The sequence below is a fragment of the Actinomadura craniellae genome (genome assembly GCF_003289645.1).
Lineage (GTDB): Bacteria > Actinomycetota > Actinomycetes > Streptosporangiales > Streptosporangiaceae > Actinomadura_D > Actinomadura_D craniellae.
Window position 1 is genome coordinate 232,968 of record NZ_QLYX01000001.1, and the last position, 21,696, is coordinate 254,663.

Genomic DNA, 21,696 nt, shown 5'->3' on the forward strand with positions numbered 1-21,696 from the left:
CGCAGGGTTCCTCGGGGCCACCTGCGGCACCTTAGCAATACGGTGCGGTGCAGGGCCTCACCTGACGGCTTGGGCGGTGGCGGTGGGCTGTTGCCGTCGGTGGAGGTGCTTGCGTTGCTTGGGCCTGCGGCGGCGAAAGGTGAGCCGGCGGGAGCGGAGGGCGAGCTGGATCTCGAAGCGCCAGTCGGGGTCGTCGAGCAGGCCGGGGAACAGGTCGCCGAGTTGGCGCATGCGGTTGCGGACGGTCTGCGGGTGGACGTGCAACCGGGCTGCGGCTTTGACCACCGAGTTGCCGGAGTCGATCCAGACGAGGAGCGTTTCGCAGAGGCGGTCGCGTTGCTTGGCGTTGAGGGCGGCGAAGGGGGCCAGCGCGCGCCGGCGGAGGACCTGTAGGCAGAGGTCGTCGCTGAGCAGGTACATCGTGGCGAGGTGGTCTTCGCAGCGGAGGTGCTCGCCGGAAAGGAGACCTTGGGATCTCAGGGTCAGTGCCTGGCGGGCCATGGCCAGTGAGCGTGCCGTCTCCTCCAGCGGGACGGTGGCTCCGAGGGCGAACGCCACGCCCGTGAACTCGCGGTGCAGGCTGTGGAAGCGTGCCGGTGACGGGAAGCCGGGGACGAGCAGGCACGGGTCGGAGCGCTTCAGATCGGCGAGGATGTCGGGATCCAGCGCGGGAGAGATCACGTGCGGGGCGTCGTAGTCCTCGCTGATCGCCACACATGTCACGGTTTCGGGCAGGGGCCATCGCGCCTTGAGGGAAAGCTCGGCCAGGCGCGTCCGGAGGGAGTGGGCGGGTTCGGTCAGCAGCCGTCGCAGCAGCTGTTGCCGCGCGTGCTCGAGGGTGCCGGCCGTCTGGACGCTGAGCTCGGTGAACGCGCCGACCGACAGCGCGGTCATCTCGTCGGAGAAGGTGAAGACGCTGTCGGCCAGCAGGTACATCAGGTCGGAGGCGATATCGGCCTCGTGCCCGATCCGGGCGAAGCGTCGCCAGGTGACGCGGGCGCTGATCCGGTAGGCGGCCTGGAGGGAGTCGAGGCTGCGGCTTTCGAGGAACTCGCCCCGGCCGAGGGCCCGGTAGAACTCGGAGCTCTGGCTTTCGATGGGCGATCCGGCGATGAACCGGGTGAGGAGCTGGTGCAGTCCTTTCTCGATTCGGGCCCGGACGGGCTCGCAGAGCGCCCCCTTCAGCGGTGCGGCGTACTCGGGGATCTGGTCGCGGATCTCCTCGACGACCTCCGCCGCCAGCGAGGGTAGTTCGGGGTAGAGAAGGGCGGTGACCTCGAGACCTGCGGGGCCGAGGCCCACCGCGTCGTTCCAGGGTTCGAACATGGGGGTCCTCTCGCTGCTCGGCCCCAGATGTTAAACGATCGGCTAGGAATCATCTAGCCGATCGTTTAACAAAATCGAGTGGTCTTCAGCCTGACCACCGGACGTTCGCTCCCTCTGCCATGCCGGAGGGAGCGACAGCGGGGAGACGAACCCCCAGATCAGGGCATCGGTGTCGATGCTCTGCCCGGCAACGGCCACTTCCGCTTCCAGAAGTGGCCGCTACGGGTAGAGGAGCCTGCCTCTACCCGTAGCGGCACATGTAGGCCGAGGCCACGGGGTGTCATGCGAAGGATGATCCGGCTCGCGGTCTCACGCGGCGTGTCCGCGTCGGAGGCCGGTATGGGCCGTCGTCCCGAAGAGGGCCGACCGGCCGGCGGTGGGCGTTCAGCGGTTCCAGAGGTGGCACTTGTGGTCGGCGGCGAACGTGGTGAACGGCGCCGTGCCCTGGGAGGTCAGCCGCTGCACCTGGGGGGAGGCGGGGGTGAAGGCGGGCCAGTTCGGAGTGCCGGAACCGTTGGGGTTGCCGGTCCTGGCAAAGGTGGTCCAGTAGCTGACCATCTGGTTCGACAGCCGTTGCTGGTCGTTGTTGAGGCCGAGGATCAGCGGGATGCCGTTGAGGTTCTTGAACAGGTACCACACGTCGGAGGCGTGGTAGGAGCCCAGCGGCATCAGCGGGTCGAAGTCGGCCAGCGGCGGTGCCGGGTCGGCGAACTCGTAGGCGTAGACCCGCTGCCCGGGATTGGCGGCGGCGTTCTGGTTGGCGGCCAGGGCGGGGCAGGCGAAGAGGACATCGGTGGTCACCGCGGACACGGCTTCGTTGGCGTTGTCGGCGGACGCCGGCGGGTAGGCGGCCAGTACCTGCGGGGCGTTGTCCCCGGCCCTGAACCGGATCTCGGTCCTGAGGTCGTCGGCGGTGGCGTTGCGGAGTTTGGTCAGGTGGTAGTTGAGGGCCGTGAACAGCTTGCCCTCGTTCCTGGTGCTGCCGGAGATGAGCGGCACCTTGTTGTAGCGCCCGGCCGCCAGCGCGGTCAGGGTCGGTTCCCTGATCACTTTGCCGTCGATCATCGGCATCCAGCTCAGCGGTGAGGGCCCGAACAGGCCGAGCACGTCAACGGGGAAGTCTCCGGGCTGCTTGCCGCGCAGGCAGGCCACGACCGTGGCGGGGTCGGTGCAGCCCACCTGCTTCGCGAACTCCGCGCCGGTCTTGTAGGCCGTCTGGGCCGGGGCCGGGCCGAGGGTGCTGGTGCAGGCGCCGCTCTGGGAGATGGCCTTGTGGAACAGGCCCGCCGCGCCCGGTGACAGCAGTTGCATGCAGACGCTGTGACCGCCCGCCGACTCGCCGGTCAGGGTGACGTTGCCCGGATTGCCACCGAATTTTTCGATGTTGTCGCGTACCCAGCGCAGGGCGGCCTGCTGGTCGAGCAGCCCGTAGTTACCGGTCGTCCCCGACTCCTCGGCCAGCTCCGGCAGCGCCATGAAACCGAGCGGCCCGAGCCGGTAGTTCACCGTCACCACGATGACCTTGCCCTGGGCGACCAGCGGCGCCGGGTCGTACCCCGAACCCCACCCCGCCACGTAGGCGCCGCCGGGCAGCCACACCATCACCGGCAGGTTCCTCGACTCCGCCACCGGCGGGGTGTGGACGTTGAGCACCAGGCAGTCCTCACCGCCCAGACCAAGCTGGGGGCAGAAGTCGCCCTCCCTGGTGGCGTCCCGGACACCCTGCCACGGGGTGACCGGCTGCGGCGGGCGGAAACGCCGGTTCCCGGCTGTTGACGCCGCGTACGGCACCCCCAGGAACCGGCGCCCGTCCCCGTTGACCTTCCCGCGCAGGGTCCCGTCCTGCACCGTCACCGTGTCACCGGGCGCCCGCGCCCACGCCAGTACCGGTGTTGAGAGCGTCGCGACCCCGACCAGCGTCACCGCGGCCAGGGCCGCGAGCACAGCCCGAACGAACTGCATCAGACACGCACCTCCAGCAGAATTGGATTTCCAAGACCCGCTAATCGGGATCTCAAAGACACCGGATGGTACGTACATCGAAAATTGGTACGGATTGCCCAGATGGAATACTTAATTGAGATTTACTTGTCATGTTCAGCGACCCCACCGGCCTGCCATCCCAGCGCCAGACCTCAGCCCACCATCCCGAACGTGCTGGTCGTAGGCCGATACGCGGTGCCGCACCGGGACCCAACGCATGTGCTCCGGGCCAAGCGCCGCTCCGTACTGTTATTACGATGTGCAGTCGTTCTGCGGGGCAGTGGAGTGTTGATCGCAGGAGATCAGAGCTGATCTGATCTTCCTGGGACGGCTTTCTGCGGAACTGAAGGTGAGCCTTTGAACTGAGTGAGTACCCCGTGCTGCAACGGCACTCGTTCAGGGGTAGAAGATGGCGAGATGGGCGCGGATGACGGCGGCGCCGGAGCCGGTGAGCCAGTCGGTGAGGGTGCGCAGTGTCTCGATGTCGGAGTGCCAGCGGCGACCAGCCTGCCAGCGCTTTTGGTCTCGGTGATTGCGCTCCCGCACTCGTGGGGGTGGTCCCGAAACCCTCTCCCTGAAGGCGCGCAAGCTCTACTGCTCCCCGCGCACACGGGGGCGGTCCCTCTTCAGGATGGTCCTTCCCAGGCCCGCCGTCCGGGCGCGGTCACCTGATCAAGGGATCTGTGGTTCAGGGTTTCCGGCCGATCCCGCCGATGACCCAGAAGCCGGTGGTGTCGACGGTGGGTTCGCCGGGTCCGGGCCGCCAGTCGGGCAAGGGGACCATCCCAGGTGGCACCGGCTGGAGGCCGTCCATGAAACGCTCCACCTCCTTCCTGGAACGGGCGTTCCCCCGGCGTTTGCTTTTGATCACTCCCTGGTCCTGGAAGAGGTCGGCGAGTGCGGCGGTGATCTCGGGGCGGACGTCGCCGATCGGATGGCTGATCAGTAGGTACCCGCAGCCGGAGGGCAGACGGTCGACGGTGCGCCGGACCATCGTGGTGGCGAGGTCGTCCTCGGTGATGACGGCGAGCAGCGACTGCATCAGGATCGCCACCGGCCGGTCCAGGTCGATGAGCTGGACGAGTTCTGGGTGGTCCAGCATCTGGTCGGGGTCGCGGGCGTCGGCCTGGACGTAGCGGACCGAGTCGTGGACCTCGGCGAGCGCTCGCCCGTGCGTCACCACGACGGGATCGATGTCCACGCAGGCGACCTTCGCGTCCGGGGCGATCGGCCGGACCACCTCGTGCAGGCTGTGCGGGGCGGGTATCCCGCCCCCGACGTCGATGAACTGCTGGACTCCCGCCTCGACCAGGAACCGCACGGCACGGTCGGTGAACTTGCGGAGCTCGCGGATGAGCACCATGATCTCCGGCGCGATCTCCAGGGCTAGTTCGGCGAGCGCACGGTCGGGCGCGAAATTGTCCTTGCCGCCGGAGAACCGGTTGAACACCCGGGCCTCGGCGGGCATCGCGGGATCGAACCTCGGCAGGTAGGAGGGCTCCGGCGAAATCATCGAGTCATGCTAGCCCCGCATTCGCCTATGACTCGGGCAGACAAGTTTGTTCGGCACCTGTCAACCCGTACGGATTCCGCAGTTTCGTTTGCTGCCTGGAGCCGTGACAGTCGGTGGCCACCTTGGCGGACTGCGACTTGTCGAGCTTGCCGGAGGCGTTCAGGAAGCTGTTGAGGGCGCGCTGACATGGAAGATCGGCGCGGCGGCGTCACAGGGGAAGGGAGAACCGGGCAGGAAGGGATTTGTAGGCTTCGCCCAGTTCCCGGGCCGCCTCTGCCAGGGCTCTTTCCAGCGCGGCGCATTTCTCCTCGATGTCCCGCAGGTGGGACCCGAGGAGTTCCTGTACCGCGGGGTCGATCGCGGTGAAGGAGATCCTGCGGTGGATCCGGCGGGCGGAGGGCAGCTTGAAGAGCAGCGGTTGCGCTTTCCGCGCTTTGAGGAAGCGGCCTTCCCGCAGGATGATGCTCAGCCGGAGCGCGTGGTCCAGGTCCAGCAACTCGAAGAAGAGGCCGGCGGCTTTCGGGTGGGTGCGCCCGACCTCGGCCGCCAGGTCGGCGTAGCTCTCGTGCGTCGCCGGTACCGGTTCGATGGTGTCGATGTCCAGCATCCTGGCCTGCGCCGTGACCAGCCGGGCGTGCGCCAGGACGGAGTCCGTGGCGTTCTGCAGAGCGCGCACCCGTTGGCGCTGCTGCGCGAGTTCGGCGGTGAGGGCCCATCGCCGGCCGAGGATCCGGTGGATGAGGGTAACGGCGAGCATGCCCGCCAGGCCGCTCAGGAACGCCGTGTAGATGAGGTTCAACGCCGTCTCCCCGCTACCCGTCCACCAGATCGATGCCCAGGTCCGCTGCCGCGGCGAGCAGGGCGGCCTTGAGCGCGGCGCGGTCCTCGCGGGCCTGCTGCACGAGGGCGGGGGCCGGTTCGAGGATCCTGTCGACCACGTTCTGCCGGCGGAAGAGGCGTTCGTACGGTGTGGCGGCGACGCGGCCTGGGAGGCTGCGCATCCTGAGGTAGGCCCAGACCTCCGAGGCCAGGGAGAACAGGCTGTCGCACGACCTGACGAAGGCGAAATAGCGGGCGGCGATGTCGTGGTGGGAGCCGAACGCCCGCGCCATGTCCGTGTGCCGCGAGGAGAGAACGTGGTGCAACTGGCTGGGCATGCCGCCGGAGATGCGGTACTCGGCGCTCTCGGGCGAACGGTGGTCCCTGGCGGCCTCCACGTACCGCTCCGCCAGGCGCAGCAGATCCCGGCTGCTGGCGCGCAGCGTGACGAGCCGCTCGTACTGGACATTGCGGGATCTTTGTTCCTCCAACTCGAGCCGGTGGGCCATCTCCCGCTTGCGGGAGCGGCGGGTGGGCAGCAACGCGCCGATGATCGTCGCGCCCGCGCCCACGATGATGCCGATCACCGGCACGATGAGGTCGATCGCCTCCACGCCCCAACCCCCTCCACAGCGGTGCCGCGCGCCCTCTTGACGCTCTCGCACCCGTCCCGGTTCCAGCAGACACCAGCAGGGGAGGGCGGGGCAGCCGAACGACGGAGGACCTCCTGCGCTGACCGCGGCGTGGCCGCACCGGAAGAAGCCGGCGGCGGTACCCGCGCCCAGGACGTGTTACCGGAGGTGTTTGTCGGTGCGACGTGTTTGGATGCGGCTGCCGATCAGGAGGGTGATCATGGTTCGTACGACGCCGCCGCGCCCGGTGAACGTGGTCGCGGTGTTCCCGGAGGTGGCGGAGATGGCCCGGACCGCCACCCGGCTGCATCCGCGCCGGGGACACCCGACCGTGCATGACAGTTCGGTGGGCGGCCCGCTGCTATGGCCGGCCGATGAGGCTTGGCCGGTCTGCGCCGCAGGAGGGGATCACGAGGCATACGAGCTGACGACGTTGGCGGATGTGCGCACGCTGCGGCGCATCCTGGTCGCGGCGTGGGCGCGGCCCCGGTCACCGCGGACGAACCTGCTCACCGCCGAGGAAGAGGCGGTCGTCGACCGGATCCACGACGGGTACCCCCTGCGGGAGCTTCCCGGCGGTCCGTTGCCGATGATCCCGGTGGCCCAGCTTTACGCCCGGGATGTCCCGGACCTGCCCTGCCCCGAGGGCATGGACCTGTTGCAGGTGTTGTGGTGCCCGTTCCCGGATGTGGAGAACTCCTCGTCGGCGATGCACCTGCGGTGGCGGCGGTCCGCGGACGTGACGGACGTTCTGCGGCGTCCGCCCGAGCCTGCCTTCGTCGGTGGCGAGGATTACGTCCCGTTCCCGTGCCTGCTGCACCCCGAGCAGGTCACCGAGTACCAGGTGAACCCCGAGACCCATCCCGAGTTGGCCGAACGCTTCTACCGCTGGATCAGGGAGCAAGAGCTGAACTATGACGGCGATCTGTCGATCGCGCCCGGCTGGAAGATCGGTGGCTGGCCCGCCCGCTGGACCTTCACGGACCCGCCCGCCCCCGAGTATTGGCGATGTGAGGAGTGCGGCGCCCCGGTGGACGCTCTGCTCACCATCGACAGCAGTGAATGGGACGGCGCAAGCGGCAGTTGGCGGCCCTTGGAGGATGATCCGGACGAGCCGGGATATCCCTCGGCGTACTGGGCCACGATGGTGACCATCGGCCGCGGATACACCTTGCAGGTTTACCGCTGCACCAACTCGGTCGAGCACCCACCGCTCACCTTCATGCAATAGCCCCGTGCCGACGCCTGGGCGGGTGCCTTCGGCCGCATGAGGAAGTCGTTGCGGAGGCCCTGCCGAAGCGCTGCGCCATCTCCAGGAGCTGGCTCTCCCGGACTCCGCTGCCAATACGACAGCGTCATCGAGAAGGCGGATGCGGACGAGCGCGAGCCGTTCACGAAAACGTGGTACGGGTTATTGCCGAGAAATTCGCGCGGCGCTCAAGACCGTGCTGGTAGCCGGCTAATTGCGGCGAAAGACCTCCCTTGAGGGTCCCGCTTCGCCACCATGTGAGTGGCGAAGCGATCGCCGTAGGCGGTGTGGCCGTGTTGCGTACCGGTGTCGGTACTCGCGGCCTTGAGGGTGGAGGAGAAGGCGTGCCGGTCGAAGTGGGTCTGTGGCGGGTGGACGGCGGCAAGCCCCAGCGGATGAACTCGACCGGGATCGAGTTCGAGAAGCAGCTTGAGGATCTGATCGAGCAGGACCCGGCCATCCTCGGCTACCCGCTGCTCATCGTCGGCCGTCAGGTGCCGACCAAGGCAGGGGGCACCATCGACCTGCTGGGCGTGGACGAGGAGGGTAACCTGCACGTCCTTGAGCTCAAGCGTGGCCGGACGCCGCGGGAGGTGGTCGCCCAGGTGCTCGACTACGGCTCGTGGGTTTCGGGCCTCGCGCACGAGGAGATCAAGGCGCTCTACGAGGCCGGCAAGCACGACGTCGCCTTCGAGGCGGCGTTCTTCGACACGTTCAAGGCCAACCCGCCCGAGGAGCTGAATTCCTCGCACACCCTGACCATCATCGCCCACGACGCCGATGCCGCGACCGAGCGCATCGTGACCTACCTCAGCTCCTTCGACGTCCCGGTGAACGTCGCGTTCTTCCGGTACTTCGTCGACGACGGCCGAAAGTACCTGGCCCGCACCTGGCTGGTCAGCGAGACCGCGGTCGCCTCGCAGGCCGGCTCGTCGAAGAAGAGCACCAAGGAGAAGTGGAACGGCCAGGACTGGTACGTCTCCTTCGGTGCCGACAACACCGGCATCCGCGACTGGGAGGACGCCCGCAAGTACGGGTTCGTCTCGGCCGGCGGGGGCGTGTGGTACAGCAAGACGCTCCGCAAGCTGCCCGTCGGAGGGCGCGTCTTCGTCCACATCCCGCAGACCGGTTACGTCGGCGTCGGCACGGTGACCCGCGAGGCCCAACCGTTCCCCGAGGCCGTCGTCGACATCGACGGCCAAGAGCTCCCCCTCGCTGAGCAGGAACTCAACGGAAAGTACGTCCACACCGTCGAAAAGGACGAGGACATCACCGAGTACGTGGTCACCGTCGAATGGGAGCGCACGCTTCCCCAGGAGAAGGCGGTCTGGGCCTCCGGCCTGTTCGCCAACCAGAACAGCGCCTGCCCGATGCGCAGCAGCTTCACCATCGACACCCTGACCAAGGAATTCCAGCTCGACACCTGACATCCACCCGGCCGGACGGTGATCGGGGGGAACCCCACACCATCACGCGCTGGTGAGGTGGAGACCGCAGGCGAACCGGATTCTCTCCTTCTCGGCCCCGGTCTGAGGCGTCTTGTGGAGGTCAGATGTAGGTCAGGGGGCTGCCCCGGCGTAGTGAGTGCTGGGCGGCGCGTAGGTAGAGCGCGACGTAGAAGGCGGTGTCGAGGTCGGTGCTCCAGGGGCCGGGCCGGTGGGTGGCCAGTTCTTCGGCGGGGCCGTCGAGGAACCAGGCGGTGAGGTCGAGGTTGTCGGATGTGGCGGGGACCTCGGCCGGCAGGTCGACGGCCGCGGCCAGGCGCTCGGCGACCGCCAGGGCCTGCGGGGCTCCCGCGATCGTGGATTCGAGCCCGTAGGCGGACTCGACCGGCAGCAGGATCGGCTCTTCCAGCGAGATCGGCACCAGGAACGTCCAGTCGCAGAGGAGGTCGGTCTCGTGACGGGAGAGGTGTTTCCTGCACAGGGCGCCGAAGCCGTCCATGGGCGGGATGAGTTTCTCCTCGAAGGACTGCCCGGACCCGCGGACGAACTCCGCCTCTTCGGGGACCTGGTCATAGGGCGGCAGGCCCCTGCGGTGGAGCTCCTCGTTCAACCCGGACGCGATCGGGCCCCACCCGTCCTCGCCCTCCCCGAACCAGTTCGCCGCGCCGATGCTGACCAGATACATGCCCACCACGGCAATCTAACGGCGCGGCGGCCGGTCCACGAACGCCCCGACTTCGGCCGCTCGGCTTTGGCGTCGGGCAGCTGTGGACCCGAAGCGCGACTCGAACGGGCCATGCCCGGCGGGCCCTTCATCTCGTACGCTGGCCGACCATGGCGATCTTCATCCTCGGTGACCCCACGCCCCCGCCCGAAGGATGGACCAAGGGGCTCTCCAGGAATCCTGCCGCCCCCGATGACATCGTTCTGCGGCTGTTGTCCATCGGCGCCATCGACTTCTACACCAGGAAGGAATGGAGCGACGAAGTCGCCGAGGTGGCGTTGAATCACGCCGATCCGGAGGTGCGGCGGAACTTCGCGGTTTACGGCGGAGACCAGCGGTTCCGCCTGGCCAGGGACCCGGACGTGAAGGTTCGCCGGTTCCTTGCGGGCTGCTGGGAGGTCGGAAGGCGGCTGCCGGAGGAGGTACTGGAAATCCTCGCGGACGACCCGGACGATCACGTTCGATGGGAGGTCGTGTGCCACCCGAACGTGCCGCGGCAGAGCCAGATCAAGCTTCTGTCAGATCCCGTGGACGATATCCGAGCTGAGGCCTACGAGCGCTTCGGGGAAGCGGGGAGGCCGCCCGGCGGCTGGACGCCGATCACCGCTGAGGAAGCCGACGTGCTGGTCACCTCCGAGAACGCCCAGGTGCGGGAACAAGCGGCCGAGAATCCGCTGTTGCCCGCCGACGTCGTGCGGAGGTTGACGCGCGACCCGGAATTCCGGGTGCGGTTGGCGGCATCGTCCCATCCGGCGCTCACCGAGGACGAACGCGCAGCGATCGACGTCGAGATCGACCCGGAGATCAGATACCACCTGCCTGGGTGGACGCTATTTCTCCCACTCGACACCGTTGAGATGCGTCGCCATGCGACGTCCGCGCACGTGTTGATCCGGCGCGGGCTGGCCAGACGGAAGGACCTGCCGGAAGACGTGAAGGAGCGGTTCGCCGCCGACGAGGACTTCGCAGTGCGTTTGCTCCTCGCTGAGAACAATGACGATGTGCCCGTCGAACTGCTCTTGGAGATCTGGCGCGAGTGGGATGGGCTGTCGCAAAGGCAGATCAGGGAACGCATCCCGCGCGAAGGGTTGCGCCGGTTCGCCGACGACCCGCACCCCCGGATGCGGGTGCTGGCACTGGAAGACCCGCAGACACCGCCGGATCTCGTCGACAGGCTGAGCCGCGACGAAGAGCCGTGGGTGCGGTGGTGTGCCCTGCATGATCCTCGGCTCACGCCCGGACGGGTCACCGAACTGCTGGAAGACGACAACCCGAACCTGCACCGAGATGCGGCAGCCGACCCGAGGCTGCCACTGTCGCATCTGCTGGAGGCGTTGGAGGAGACGCGGCTGGCAGCCGCAGCCGCGCGTAATCCGGCACTTCCCCCGCACGTCATGCATGAGCTGCTGGACCGGGCAGGCGTAGCCGGCCGACATTGATCCGAGGCGACCGAGTGAGCCGTCGGACGGGTGCTTCCGCGAATGCCCCGACAATTTCGTCTGAATTTCCCCCGTAGCGCGGACACTGTGGGTGTTGGCGACGGCGTGCATGTGAAGGAACTGCTCCAGAGGAAGCCGGTCGCGAAAAACAGGGGGCGGGGAAAGGGGGCGGTTCGAGAGCGGGCGCTGGGTTCAGCGTCTTCTGGCGTTGAGTTCGGCCCGGAAGTCCACGATGTCGGTGATCTGGGTGGTGATGAACTCGGCCGTGGCGCTGGGGCGGGTGAACGGGGCCTGCCGGCGGTCATCTGTCCCAGGAGGGGTCGGCGGCAGGAAAACGGCTGTCGAGGGGGTCGTGGGCGGCAGGGCCTTGGTGTCGTGGAGGACGAGCATGTCGGCGACGAAGCAGGTGACCTGCCCGCCGGCGTCGCGGCCGATCCACACCGGGTAGCTGCCGTCTCCTCTGCCGCTGAGGTAGGCGGATCAGGTTGGTGCCGGTCTGCGGGTCGCGTACCTCGGCGAAGGAGGATCGGTCGCCCTCCTCCGGCTCTTCCCAGTGGAAGAGTTCCGGGAGCGTGTCGCGGCCGGTGGCGTCCAGGAAGCAGGCCGTGCCCGAGTCCACGCCGAACCCGAAGAACTCATCGGTGTCCAGCAGCCGGGCGTCCTGCCCGGGCCGCAACGCGAGTTCCCAACTGGTGGTCGGCTCATCGGTGATCCGCAGCATCGCGGCCGGGGTCTCGCCCCAGTGCCCGCCCTCGTGTTCCCAGCGCATCGCAGCGATCAGCACGGGGTAGTCGCCGGGCGGCACGGTGACGGTGAAAGGCAGGTCACGGTCGTTGACGGTGCCGGGGTCTGCGGCCAGCACCGAGCCGGTGGGCAGGCGGAGCGGACCCGCATGCTCGGGCTCGGCGACCACCGCGATGTACCCGTCGTCGCGGGCCAGGCGGCGCCCGGGGGTGAAGAGCACCTCAAGATGCCGGGGACGCAGCGGCAGCGGAGCCGACCAGGTGGGCGCCGTACCGGAGGCCGGGGCGTCCACCACGTCCGGTGCCGGTGCCAGGGTGATCGGGTCGTCCAGCCCGAGCATGGGCGCGTCGGCGTAGGCCGTCCACGCACCGAACTCCGCCTTGGCCACCGTGCGGTGCTCGACCGGGACGTCCGCCCCGATGTGCAGCGAGCCGCCGCCCTCGTCGTCCAGGATCCGCTGGGCGCGCCCGTCCGGACCGATCGTCATCGTGAAGCGCCAGCCATGCTCGGGGAACTCCGGCTCGGTGTCGGAGACGTGCCGCCATTCCCGGTAACGCCGCAGGTGCAGCCGCCCCGGCTCCAACTGCCGGTAGGTGAACTCCCTGGTCCGCCGTGCCTGCGCGTCCAAGAGGAACAGCCCGAGGTAGCCATGCCCCCAGTCGACCTGGAACAGGGCCTTCGGTACCCCCTGGGCGCGAAGCAGGACCGCATATGGTTCACCCGACTCATCCCGGCCACGAGCCTGCCGCTCACCCATCGGGGCGACGACGGTACGAACCTGCGGATCCCAGCCCTGGCAGTACCCGACCTCGACCATGCTGGCGCCCTCCGCCGTCACGCCGCTCCCTTCCCGAACCCGTTCGTGATCATCGGGTTGTTCCGGGCATCACGGTAGCGACCGGCCGGGACATCCGGAAGATCATGCAGGCAGGGCGGGATCCAGCCGGCTGAGCCGGGACGCCCCGGTGGGGAAGGATCCATGACCGGCCATGACGAGGGCGAACGAACAGGTGGGCCGAGGCCCGGCCCGGTGGTGTGGCCGGCCGCCACGCAGGACAGCTCTGTTACGGGAGCGAACCCGACGGTACCCCCACCGAACCCTGGAACTGGGAAGACCTGGAATGAAACGCTCACTCCGACGCCCCCCGCTCACCTCGCATCGCCCCCCGCTCACCTCGCATCAACCAGCGCGTCGCTTGCAACTACGGCGCCGAGCACAAGAGGGCCGAACTTTCCGGCTCCGGCACCAGGTGGGCGGGCAAGGTGTCCTACGTGGTGAGTGGTCGTCGATCATGGTGTGCCGAGTTCGTCCGCGACCTGAATGATCGTCTTGCCGGGCGTGCGGCGGTGGCGGGCGAACGCGGAGGCCGTTTCGGAGAGCGGCAGTACGGCGCCGACGATGGGGTTGAGCCGTCCGGCCCGGAGGCGCTGGGCGAGGTCGGTCAGCCGGGTGCGGTCGGGTTCGACAACGAAGAAGATGGCTCGCCCGTCCTTGGGCTGCACGGTGGGTGGCATGGTGAGGGAGACGAGGGTGCCGCCCGGGCGTACCAGTTCGGTCGATCGCTTGAGGATGTCGCCGCCGATGGCGTCGAACACCACGTCCACCTCGCCGACGTGCCGCAGATCGTCGGTGTCCAGGTCGAGGAAGGTCTGCGCGCCGAGGCCGAGCGCGACGTCACGGTCGTCGGCCCGGCCGGTGCCGATCACGCGGGCGCCCACCTCTCGCGCGAGCTGGACGGCGATCGAGCCGACGCCGCCCGCGGCGCCGTGAACGAGGACGGTCTGACCGGTCGTGAGGTGGGCGTGGTCGAACAGGCCCTGCCATGCGGTCAGTCCGGAAATGGGCAGCGCGGCGGCCACGGTGTGGTCGATGTCGGCCGCGAGGGGAGCGAGGTTGCGAGCCTCCACCGCGGTGTATTCGGCCAGGGATCCGTTGCGGGCCCAGTCGGTCAGTCCGAACACCCGCTGGCCCACGGTGAGGCCGGTGGTTCCGTAGCCGAGCTCGACCACGGTTCCGGACAGCTCGTGTCCGGGGATGCTGGGTGTCCGGTCGCGGCCGGCGCGATCGGACCACGTTCCCGGCCAGTCGAGCTCTCCGGGGGTGAAGCCCGCGGCGTGCACGTGCACGATGACGTCGTTTTCCGCGGCGTGGGGGTAAGGCATGTCGGTCAGGGTGAGGCCGCCGACACCCGCGTCACGGTCTCGCACAGTGATCGCTCGCATGCTCGGATCCTTTCGGAACGTTCGTCTCCAGCTGATCCTGTTCCAGTCCGTCCAGGCCAAAGCCGAGTGCGCCGCCTTCTTTTGGCCAGGAATCACTTAAATCCGGACAGGGCGCAATCACGGCCACATGCTCCACCAGCGCCCGCCGCCGGTTGATCGCCCCGTCATCTCCGGTGACGGTGTGCTACCAATGAATGGTGTCCAGGCCTCCTGCATCGCCGCCCCGACGGTGGTCAGCGCCGCCGGGCGGGTCCAGCTCGGCGGCGCGTCACGCGCCGCCGCGACCGCCCGGCGATCCACGAGAGTTTTGCCGTCAGTTGATGCGTGCGCGCTGAGCGGGGCGTCGACAGCTTTCGGATCGTCAGCGAGGACGTCGTCCGGCCGGCGGCTGGTCGATGCCGGGCCCGCCGGTGTGCGGCGTCTGGACGTAGCCTTCAGCCGGGATGGGCAGCGCGTCGATGCAGGTCGTCGAGCAGGCGTTGACCAGCAGTGGCAGGACGTCGGCGCCCGATGTCCGTAGTGAGATCCAGACCTGGCGGAGGTTGACGCCCTCGATGCGCTGATCGCAGACGCTGCATGTGCGGATCGCGGTGGCACCCCATATACCGGGGTCGAGGTTTTCGAGGTCGGTGTCCTGGGTGTCGGTTGGTGCGGCGGGCAGCGACGGAAACGGTGGTCGTCGCTTGTAGTTGCCGTAGATGGCGCGGGTGCTCACCGTGCTATGCCGCAGGTCGGGGCATCGGGTGACCTCGTACGGGAACCAGTGCAGGCGGTAGGAGGTGTACGGGGTGAACTCCTCAAGGCTCTTCATCGCGCCGATCTCAGGCGGAATACGCACCAGGTTGCTGCCGTACAGCACGAGGTGTTTCACCGAGGTGAGTTTGGCGATGGTCGGCGGGAGCGTGACGACCTGGCGCCGTTGTTCCGCTGTGAGTTCCACCAGCGGCTTGAAGACTTCCCGTCCGTCGGTCGCCGCCTCTTCAACCAGTTCGAGAAGGCGGACCCATCCCGGTGCGGTGGTGTCCTGGCGTTCCGGATGGAAGCGGGTCGGTCGCTGCGGCTTGGTGCTGATGTGCTCGATACACCTGCAGAAATCACGAGGTGAACCGTGGTCGCTGGGCCCGACGGCGTCAGCCCAGCGGTTCGAAAACACCTGCGGATTCAACTCCTCACTCATCCGCTCACAGTAGATGGCACAGATGGGAGGTGTAAGAGCGATTGAAGCGTCTTGATTTCTGGGCTTTCCGCTGGTAGGAGCGGTCTTCTGCCGTTCGGAGTCTTTGGTGGTCGACTGGGAGGGGCTTGGGAGATCATCTTTCTCCTGGGTTCCCCGTGGCTCGGACGGCTGCCTTGAGGTGACCGGTAGGTCACTGTGGGGAGGGGCGTTCGTGCTACGGGGGAAGCCCGGTATCCGTCAGCCCGGGTAGCGGGTGGCCTCATCGAGCTTGGTGTTTCCCGGTTCGGCCACCACCTGGGGCTTGGGCGGTACCTCTTGTTCGGCCACGAGATCTTCGAGGGGAGTGCGTGGTGGCAGGGCCCGCCACCGCTCCGTTGTGCTCTGCTGATCGTCACTCATGTGACCATCATGCACAGACCGGGTCCGATACGTCAGTCCGCAGAGGCCACTGGTTCGAACCCAGTATCGCCCACAGTGTTTCAGCAATTTCAGAGGGGGTTTCGGAGTTCTTCCGGGGGCATTTTCGATCTTGTGGGGCCGGTAAGAGCCGAGCGGGGAGCCACCGTCACGGGGCTTGGTACGCCAGGTGAAGATCACGATCTTCACCTGGCGTAGTAGGGGTGGGGCGGACGGGAGCCGCCCCTGCGCTGTTCTTCAGGTCGCGTCGAGGACGGCGAAGACGACCTTGCCGGCCTGCCCGGCGATGGGCCGGACACCCCAGCAGCGGCAGAACTGGTCGACGATGTACAGGCCCCGTCCTGCCTCGCTGGTGGTGTCGGCCCGCTGGATGCGCGGCAGGTCACAGGATGCGTCCTGGACCTCCATCCACAGCGCGCCGTCGTCGGTGAGTCCGATCCGGAACGTCACGTCGTCGTCGGGCGCGGACGCGTGGCGGAGCACGTTGGTGACCAACTCACTCGCCACCAGGCACGGCACGAAGTCGTCCATCCCGTACTCGCCGGTGACCAGCCGCACGAACTGTCGAACCTCTGCGACCACCTTGAGGTCCTGCTTCAGCACCAGCTCGTTCTCCGCCGCCTGGCCCATAACCTCTCCTCACTTCGTGTGGTGAACACGACACATTGAGCCACTATCCGGGCTACGGTTTGGCTTGCCGACTTCAAGTGGCTTGGGCCGGTAAGAGGGTCAACTCGGCAGTAAGCTGCCGAGAGGGGAAAGTGATCATGGCTGCGGTACGACGGCAACGCCCGAGGGAGTCGGCTGCGCTCATTGCCTTTGGTCGGCAGATGCGCCGACTGCGGGAGGCCAAGGGCATCAAGCAGGAGACGATCGCTCATCTCACGAAGGTCAGCCCTGCGCAGGTGAGCCGTATCGAGGCAGGGAAGAAGCGCGCCACCCGTCCCTTCGTGGAGATCGTGGACGACCACCTGGAGGCGGGTGGAGCGCTGATCGGCCTCTGGGAGGACCTGAACAAGGACGGTCACCCTGTGCCGGTCTGGTTCGACTGGCCGCAGATAGAGGGCGATGCGGCGATGCTGGTCTGCTGGGAGCACGGCGTGATTCCTGGGCTGCTCCAGACCCCGGCTTATATGTCAGTCCTCCTGAGGGGGAACCAGGAAGCGATAGATCTCCGCCTGCGCCGCCAGTCCGTCCTTATCAGGGACGACGGAACTCCCCCCACGCTCTTTGTGCTGCTGCTTGATGAGCATGCCCTTTACCGGCAAGTCGGTTCCGCCGAGACGATGAAGGAGCAGTTGGAGCACCTGCTCACCATGGGCATGATGCCGAACATCACGGTCCAAGTAGTCTTGGCAAGCGGTGAGCACGCCGGCAACTCAGGTGACTTCATGATTGCAACGATGGAGGATCGCAGCGAGGTTGCCTACGTCGAGACGGCCATCCGCGGCATCGCAACGGACAACCCAGCGGACCTGGCCACTCTGGCGCGAACTTTGATCGAGCTTCGTGCACGAGCGCTCACGGAAGATACGTCGCACGAGGTCATGAGGAAGGCAATAGAAAAATGGACCTGAGCAACGTTGCCTGGCGCAGGAGCAGCCGCAGCACATCCAGCGGCGGTAACTGCGTCGAACTGGCGGACGTGGCCGGTGCGGTGGTGGCGGTGCGGGACAGCAAGGACCCGGACGGGCCCGTCCTCCTGCTGACCCGTGCGGCCCTGCGGACGGCCCTGCGGTCCGCCGCCGACACACACTGACCGCCCGGTACCGATCACCCTCTGGCCCGCCGACGAGAATCGACTCCTAGGACCGGCGCTGGGTTACCGGCGCTCAGCGGCTTGCAGGGCGTCCGCAGCCGTCAGCAAGGAGGCTCCGAGGAGCACGACGTCCTTCACCAGGAACTGCCCCGCGAGGGACAGCTTCGGTTCCCCGCGTGTCTCCTGCCACGCCTCGGGTGTCGTTGCCAGGAAGCTGAGGGTGGTGGCGAACATGCCGACGGCGGCGAGGCTGCCGAGGGCTGATGCTCTCGGCGCGATCGGTTTTGCCCCGATCAGCGAGCCCAGAACGATTTCAGTAACGCCGATCAATCTGGCGACCTTCTTCTCTCCCAATCTGGCGACAAGCCACGAGAGCGGAGGGCTTGAGGCTACGAGGGGGCGAATATTTTCTACCTCGTAGTCTTCGAATTTTAGTCGCCCGATCTCCAGAAGGTTGATCACAAGTCCATGTCGAACGGTCGAAATGCCTACGCTATGCACTATTTTTCCGATGCGGTGTGTTTTCATGAAATCCTCGTCTGGCGTGTCGGGTATCACGGTCGGGCACGGACGGCGGTGGGAATCCAGCGGCCCTCCTCGGTGAGCCGGTCGGCGCCGGAGGGCCCCCAGGAGCCGCGTTCGTACCGCTCCGGCGGCGCCTCGGCGTCGAGAACGGGGGCGACGATCCGCCATTCCTCCTCCACGTTGTCCTGGCGGGCGAAGTGGCGTGGGTCGCCGGAGAGCGCATCGGTGAAGATCCGTTCGTACGCGCTGTCCACCTGACCGGGCTCGCCCTGAAAGTCGACCGACACCGGCACCTGGCGAACCGCGTCGATCTGTCCGGGGGCCTTGGCCAGCAGCTCGAACGTCACACCCGGATCGGGTTCCAGGCGGAAGCGCACGATGTTGGGTCGCGGCCGGGGCCGGTCGGCGGCGCTGGACGCGAACAGCATGCACGGCGGCCGGCGGAGCCGGACCGCGATCTCGGTGCTCGTGACCGCGAGCGCCTTACCGGTTCTGATCAGGAACGGCACGTCGGCCCAGCGCCAGTTGTCGATCCACAGTCGCGCCGCGGCGTAGGTCTCGGTGGCCGAGCCGGTGGCGACGCCCGGTGTGTCGAGATAGCCGGCGTACTGGCCGCGCACCAGGTCATCGGGGGCGATCGCGCGTATCGCGTACATCAGCCGGCGTTTTTCGCCGCGTTCGCTCTCGGCGCTGTGGTCGGCCGGAGGATCCATGGTCAGGTACGCCAGGACCTGCAGCAGATGGTTCTGCAGGACGTCGCGGACGGCGCCCACCTCGTCATAGAACGCGCCCCGGCCGGCGACGTCGAACGCCTCGGCCATCGTGATCTGCACGGTGGCGACGTGACCACGGTTCCAGATCGGCTCCAGCAGGCTGTTGGCGAAGCGGAACACCACCAGGTTCTGCACCGTCTCCTTGCCGAGGAAATGATCGACCCGCAGCAGCCGCTCCTCCGGGAAGTACCGGTGCAGCACGGTGTTGAGCCGCCGCGCGGAGGCAAGGTCGTGGCCGAACGGTTTCTCCACCACCAGCCGGCCGCGGGTGTTCAGCCCCGCGGCCCCCAGCCGTTCGGCTATCGGCCCGAACAGCGCGGGGGGCATGGCCAGATAGTGGACCGCGAACGCGTCGCCGGGAATGTGGCGCGCGATCTGCACGTAGAGGGCCGGTTCGGTCACGTCGCCGGTCACCGGCACGAGCTTGGCGACGAGCGCGCCGAACACCTCCTCATCGACCCTGCCGCAGGCGGCCGCGACGCTGCCGTGCACGTGGGCGCGCAGCGCGACCGAGTCCAGCGGCCCGCGATCCACGCCGATGACCGGAACGTCGAGTACGCCGCGGGCGGTGAGCCGATACAGGGCGGGAATGATCATCTTCTTGGCGAGATCCCCGGCAATGCCGTACAGCACCAGGACCTGTCCTCGCGGAATGCTCATGATGCCCCCAGTCGGGGCACTGGCCTGGCCTTGGGCGTGCCCCCGAATACGTCTGACGCGTGGCCGCCGGGTAGGTGCGTTGCGAAGCCGTATGCCGGATGAGCGACCTCATCGTCTGCATACCCGGGAGCCGGTCGACTACCTCCGGTGAACCCGCTCCGCCATACGCGGCCTTGTCCCCACTTCACGCCTTTGCCGCGACTTTCCCGGTATGCGCGTAACACCGCCGTCCTCCCCGGGTATCCGGAGCACTGATGAGCAGTACACCCATCGCCGACCTCGCGTTGGTGTCCGATCGCCATTCCGCCGGCCTGATCAGCCGGGATGGATCGGCCGAGTGGCTGTGCTTTCCCCGGTTCGACGGGCCGTCCGTCTTCGCCCGGCTGCTGGACGACGAGGCCGGGCACTGGGCGATCCGCCCGGCCGTCCCGTACGAGACGACGCGCCGCTACCTACCGCAGACGATGGTGCTGGAGACGGCCTTCCGCACGGGGAGCGGCACGGTCGTTCTCACCGACGCCCTGCTCACCGGCCCGCACGACGGCGGCCACCGGCTCGGCGTCGGTGTGCCGCACCTGCTCGCCCGTCGGGTGTCCGGCGTCGGCGGCGAGGTGCCGATGGAGATCGAGTACCGGCCCCGGCCGGAGTACGGCCTGATCTACCCGATCCTGTCCGTCGTGGACGGCGGCGTGACCGCTCGCGGCGGTGCCGAGTGGCTCGTGCTGACCACGCCGGTCCCCCTCAGCATCGGCGACTGCAGCGGATACGGCGTGTTCACGGTGCGAGAGGGCGAGACACGGCACTTCGGGATGCACCGCTCGACGCTGCAGGAGACTCCCGCGCGGGTGTGGGACCAGGCGGAACTGGCGGCCCGGCTGGACGGCACGATCGTCGCCTGGCAGTCGTGGTCCAGCCTCCACCAGACCTACGACGGCCCGTGGCGCGACCTGGTGCACCACAGCGGGCGGGTGCTGCAGGCGCTGTCCTTCCAGCCCAGCGGCGCGATCGTCGCGGCCGCCACGACATCGCTGCCCGAATGGGCCGGCGGCGAGCGCAACTGGGACTACCGGTACACGTGGGTACGGGACGCGTCACTGACCATGGGCGCCCTGTGGGTCGCGGCCTGCCCCGACGAGGCGAGCGACTTCTTCGCCTTCCTCACCACCGCCGCCCCGTCCCTGGGCAAGGACCGCGCGCTGCAGATCATGTTCAGCGTCCGCGGTGAGCACGACCTGAGCGAGCGCACACTGCCGCACCTGCGCGGCTGGCGCTCCAGCCGCCCGGTACGCGTCGGAAACGACGCGTGGAAGCAACGGCAGATCGACGTGTACGGCGAGCTGCTCGATGCAGCCGTACGCCTCCGACGGCAGATCGGCGACATCGACGACGACGTCCGGCGCTTCCTCGTCGCCTGCGCGGACACCGCCGCCGAGCGCTGGATGGAGAAGGACCAGGGCATCTGGGAGATACGCGGGGAGCCGCGGCACTTCCTGTACTCCAAGCTCATGTGCTGGGTGGCGCTCGACCGCGGCGTCGCCCTCGCCGGCCTCCTCCGGGCGCAGGAGCGTGTCGAGCCTTGGCGGCGGGCCCGCGCCGAGATCCGCGACACCCTGCTGCGCGAGGGCTGGAACGACCGCGTGGGGGCGTTCACGCAGACCTTCGACTCCGACGAGCTGGACGCCAGCGCCCTCATGGTGCCGATCGTCGGCTTCCTACCCGCCAGCGACCCGCGGGTGCTGTCCACGATCGACGCCGTCGCGGACCGGCTCACCAACGACCAGGGCCTGGTCTACCGCTACCGCACCGCGGACGGCCTCGCCGGCGAGGAGGGCACCTTCCTGCTGTGCTCGTTCTGGCTGGCGCAGGCGCTCGCCATGTCGGGGCAGGCCGGCCGGGCCAGGCAGACATTCGAGCGAGCCGCCGCGTACACCAACGACGTGGGCCTGCTGTCGGAGGAGGTCGCCCCCGGGAACGGCGAGCTGCTCGGCAACTTCCCACAGGCGTTCAGCCACATCGGGCTCATCAACGCCGCCTGGGCCATCGACGAAGCCGAACGAACCGCACGGGCCGGCGCGGGCCGCAGGAACGGCGATGGCCGGATGGCGTGAGATCACCGCCGAGTTCGCCGGCACGGCGCTCCTGCTCCTGCTCGTCGTCAGCGCGACCGTCGCGGGTTTCGCACCCGGCTCGCCGCTCGTCGATACGGTGCCGGACGAGGACCTGCGGCGGCTCCTGACGGGCGGCCTGATCGCCACCGACCGGGACCGATCGGACGGTGCCACGCGTGG

The 21,696-nt window shown here is 68.0% G+C and carries 20 protein-coding genes and 1 pseudogene; 6 read left to right on the forward strand and 15 right to left on the reverse strand.

The genetic code is table 11. The features are described from left to right. Positions 1 to 57: 57 nt before the first annotated feature. The 6 genes from DPM19_RS00905 to DPM19_RS00930 all read right to left on the reverse strand — a co-directional run bounded on the left by DPM19_RS00905 (position 58) and on the right by DPM19_RS00930 (position 6,255). Positions 58 to 1,326 carry a PucR family transcriptional regulator gene (locus tag DPM19_RS00905; RefSeq protein ID WP_111862813.1) on the reverse strand — a complete coding sequence of 423 codons (1,269 nt, stop codon included), beginning with the start codon at positions 1,324 to 1,326 and terminating at the stop codon, positions 58 to 60. 384 nt (positions 1,327 to 1,710) lie between these two features. Continuing rightward, positions 1,711 to 3,288 carry a carboxylesterase/lipase family protein gene (locus tag DPM19_RS00910; protein WP_111862814.1) on the reverse strand — a complete coding sequence of 526 codons (1,578 nt, stop codon included), beginning with the start codon at positions 3,286 to 3,288 and terminating at the stop codon, positions 1,711 to 1,713. 417 nt (positions 3,289 to 3,705) lie between these two features. After that, positions 3,706 to 3,855 (reverse strand): hypothetical protein, encoded by a 150-nt coding sequence (locus DPM19_RS00915; protein ID WP_199484759.1) that lies wholly within the window; start codon positions 3,853 to 3,855, stop codon positions 3,706 to 3,708. Positions 3,856 to 3,997: 142 nt separating this feature from the next. Next, on the reverse strand, positions 3,998 to 4,822 hold the full coding sequence (locus DPM19_RS00920; protein WP_111862815.1) for an SAM-dependent methyltransferase: 825 nt from the start codon (positions 4,820 to 4,822) through the stop codon (positions 3,998 to 4,000). Positions 4,823 to 5,030: 208 nt separating this feature from the next. Then, positions 5,031 to 5,621: a hypothetical protein gene (locus DPM19_RS00925; RefSeq protein WP_111862816.1), complete on the reverse strand. Its 591-nt coding sequence runs from the start codon at positions 5,619 to 5,621 to the stop codon at positions 5,031 to 5,033. A gap of 13 nt (positions 5,622 to 5,634) precedes the next feature. Then, on the reverse strand, positions 5,635 to 6,255 hold the full coding sequence (locus tag DPM19_RS00930; RefSeq protein ID WP_111862817.1) for a hypothetical protein: 621 nt from the start codon (positions 6,253 to 6,255) through the stop codon (positions 5,635 to 5,637). A 211-nt stretch (positions 6,256 to 6,466) separates the two neighbouring features. Between DPM19_RS00930 and DPM19_RS00935 the strand changes: the two genes are divergently transcribed. Further along, on the forward strand, positions 6,467 to 7,504 hold the full coding sequence (locus DPM19_RS00935) for a hypothetical protein (protein ID WP_233509737.1): 1,038 nt from the start codon (positions 6,467 to 6,469) through the stop codon (positions 7,502 to 7,504). Between the two features lie 362 nt (positions 7,505 to 7,866). Continuing rightward, a complete protein-coding gene (locus tag DPM19_RS00940) occupies positions 7,867 to 8,949 on the forward strand; it encodes an endonuclease NucS domain-containing protein (protein ID WP_111862818.1) in 1,083 nt (360 codons plus the stop codon). Between the two features lie 121 nt (positions 8,950 to 9,070). On the opposite strand, the gene DPM19_RS00945 is transcribed toward DPM19_RS00940, so the two are convergent. After that, on the reverse strand, positions 9,071 to 9,658 hold the full coding sequence (locus tag DPM19_RS00945) for a hypothetical protein (RefSeq protein WP_111863325.1): 588 nt from the start codon (positions 9,656 to 9,658) through the stop codon (positions 9,071 to 9,073). Positions 9,659 to 9,801: 143 nt separating this feature from the next. Between DPM19_RS00945 and DPM19_RS00950 the strand changes: the two genes are divergently transcribed. Then, positions 9,802 to 11,130, forward strand: a complete 1,329-nt coding sequence (locus tag DPM19_RS00950; protein ID WP_111862819.1) for a hypothetical protein — start codon at positions 9,802 to 9,804, stop codon at positions 11,128 to 11,130. Between the two features lie 192 nt (positions 11,131 to 11,322). Here the strand turns inward: DPM19_RS00950 and DPM19_RS37005 are convergent, their stop codons facing one another. The 6 genes and pseudogenes from DPM19_RS37005 to DPM19_RS00975 form a co-directional block, all read right to left on the reverse strand. After that, positions 11,323 to 11,571: a hypothetical protein gene (locus tag DPM19_RS37005; RefSeq protein WP_111862820.1), complete on the reverse strand. Its 249-nt coding sequence runs from the start codon at positions 11,569 to 11,571 to the stop codon at positions 11,323 to 11,325. A 97-nt stretch (positions 11,572 to 11,668) separates the two neighbouring features. After that, a pseudogene (locus DPM19_RS00960) lies at positions 11,669 to 12,691 on the reverse strand (DUF4241 domain-containing protein); the annotation flags it as partial. A gap of 473 nt (positions 12,692 to 13,164) precedes the next feature. Continuing rightward, complete coding sequence (locus DPM19_RS00965) at positions 13,165 to 14,097, reverse strand: NADP-dependent oxidoreductase (RefSeq protein WP_111862822.1); 933 nt, start codon at positions 14,095 to 14,097, stop codon at positions 13,165 to 13,167. A 361-nt stretch (positions 14,098 to 14,458) separates the two neighbouring features. After that, positions 14,459 to 15,274, reverse strand: coding sequence for a hypothetical protein (locus tag DPM19_RS00970; protein ID WP_199484760.1), 816 nt, complete (start codon positions 15,272 to 15,274; stop codon positions 14,459 to 14,461). Positions 15,275 to 15,511: 237 nt separating this feature from the next. Next, positions 15,512 to 15,673, reverse strand: coding sequence for a hypothetical protein (locus DPM19_RS35105; RefSeq protein WP_158566663.1), 162 nt, complete (start codon positions 15,671 to 15,673; stop codon positions 15,512 to 15,514). Between the two features lie 255 nt (positions 15,674 to 15,928). After that, positions 15,929 to 16,321: an ATP-binding protein gene (locus DPM19_RS00975; protein ID WP_111862823.1), complete on the reverse strand. Its 393-nt coding sequence runs from the start codon at positions 16,319 to 16,321 to the stop codon at positions 15,929 to 15,931. Between the two features lie 137 nt (positions 16,322 to 16,458). Between DPM19_RS00975 and DPM19_RS00980 the strand changes: the two genes are divergently transcribed. Further along, positions 16,459 to 17,268 carry a helix-turn-helix domain-containing protein gene (locus DPM19_RS00980; protein WP_146778709.1) on the forward strand — a complete coding sequence of 270 codons (810 nt, stop codon included), beginning with the start codon at positions 16,459 to 16,461 and terminating at the stop codon, positions 17,266 to 17,268. Next, positions 17,259 to 17,450, forward strand: coding sequence for a DUF397 domain-containing protein (locus DPM19_RS00985; RefSeq protein WP_111862825.1), 192 nt, complete (start codon positions 17,259 to 17,261; stop codon positions 17,448 to 17,450). The genes DPM19_RS00980 and DPM19_RS00985 overlap by 10 nt, the downstream gene beginning before the upstream one ends. Positions 17,451 to 17,513: 63 nt before the next feature. Here DPM19_RS00985 and DPM19_RS00990 read toward each other — a convergent pair whose 3' ends face one another. Continuing rightward, complete coding sequence (locus tag DPM19_RS00990; RefSeq protein WP_158566664.1) at positions 17,514 to 17,978, reverse strand: YkgB family protein; 465 nt, start codon at positions 17,976 to 17,978, stop codon at positions 17,514 to 17,516. 26 nt (positions 17,979 to 18,004) lie between these two features. After that, the gene (gene zwf / locus DPM19_RS00995; protein WP_111862827.1) at positions 18,005 to 19,408 is read right to left on the reverse strand and encodes a glucose-6-phosphate dehydrogenase; all 1,404 of its coding nucleotides are present in this window, start codon (positions 19,406 to 19,408) and stop codon (positions 18,005 to 18,007) included. Positions 19,409 to 19,662: 254 nt separating this feature from the next. Between zwf and DPM19_RS01000 the strand changes: the two genes are divergently transcribed. Next, a complete protein-coding gene (locus DPM19_RS01000; protein WP_111862828.1) occupies positions 19,663 to 21,516 on the forward strand; it encodes a glycoside hydrolase family 15 protein in 1,854 nt (617 codons plus the stop codon). The last annotated feature ends 180 nt before the right edge of the window (positions 21,517 to 21,696 follow it).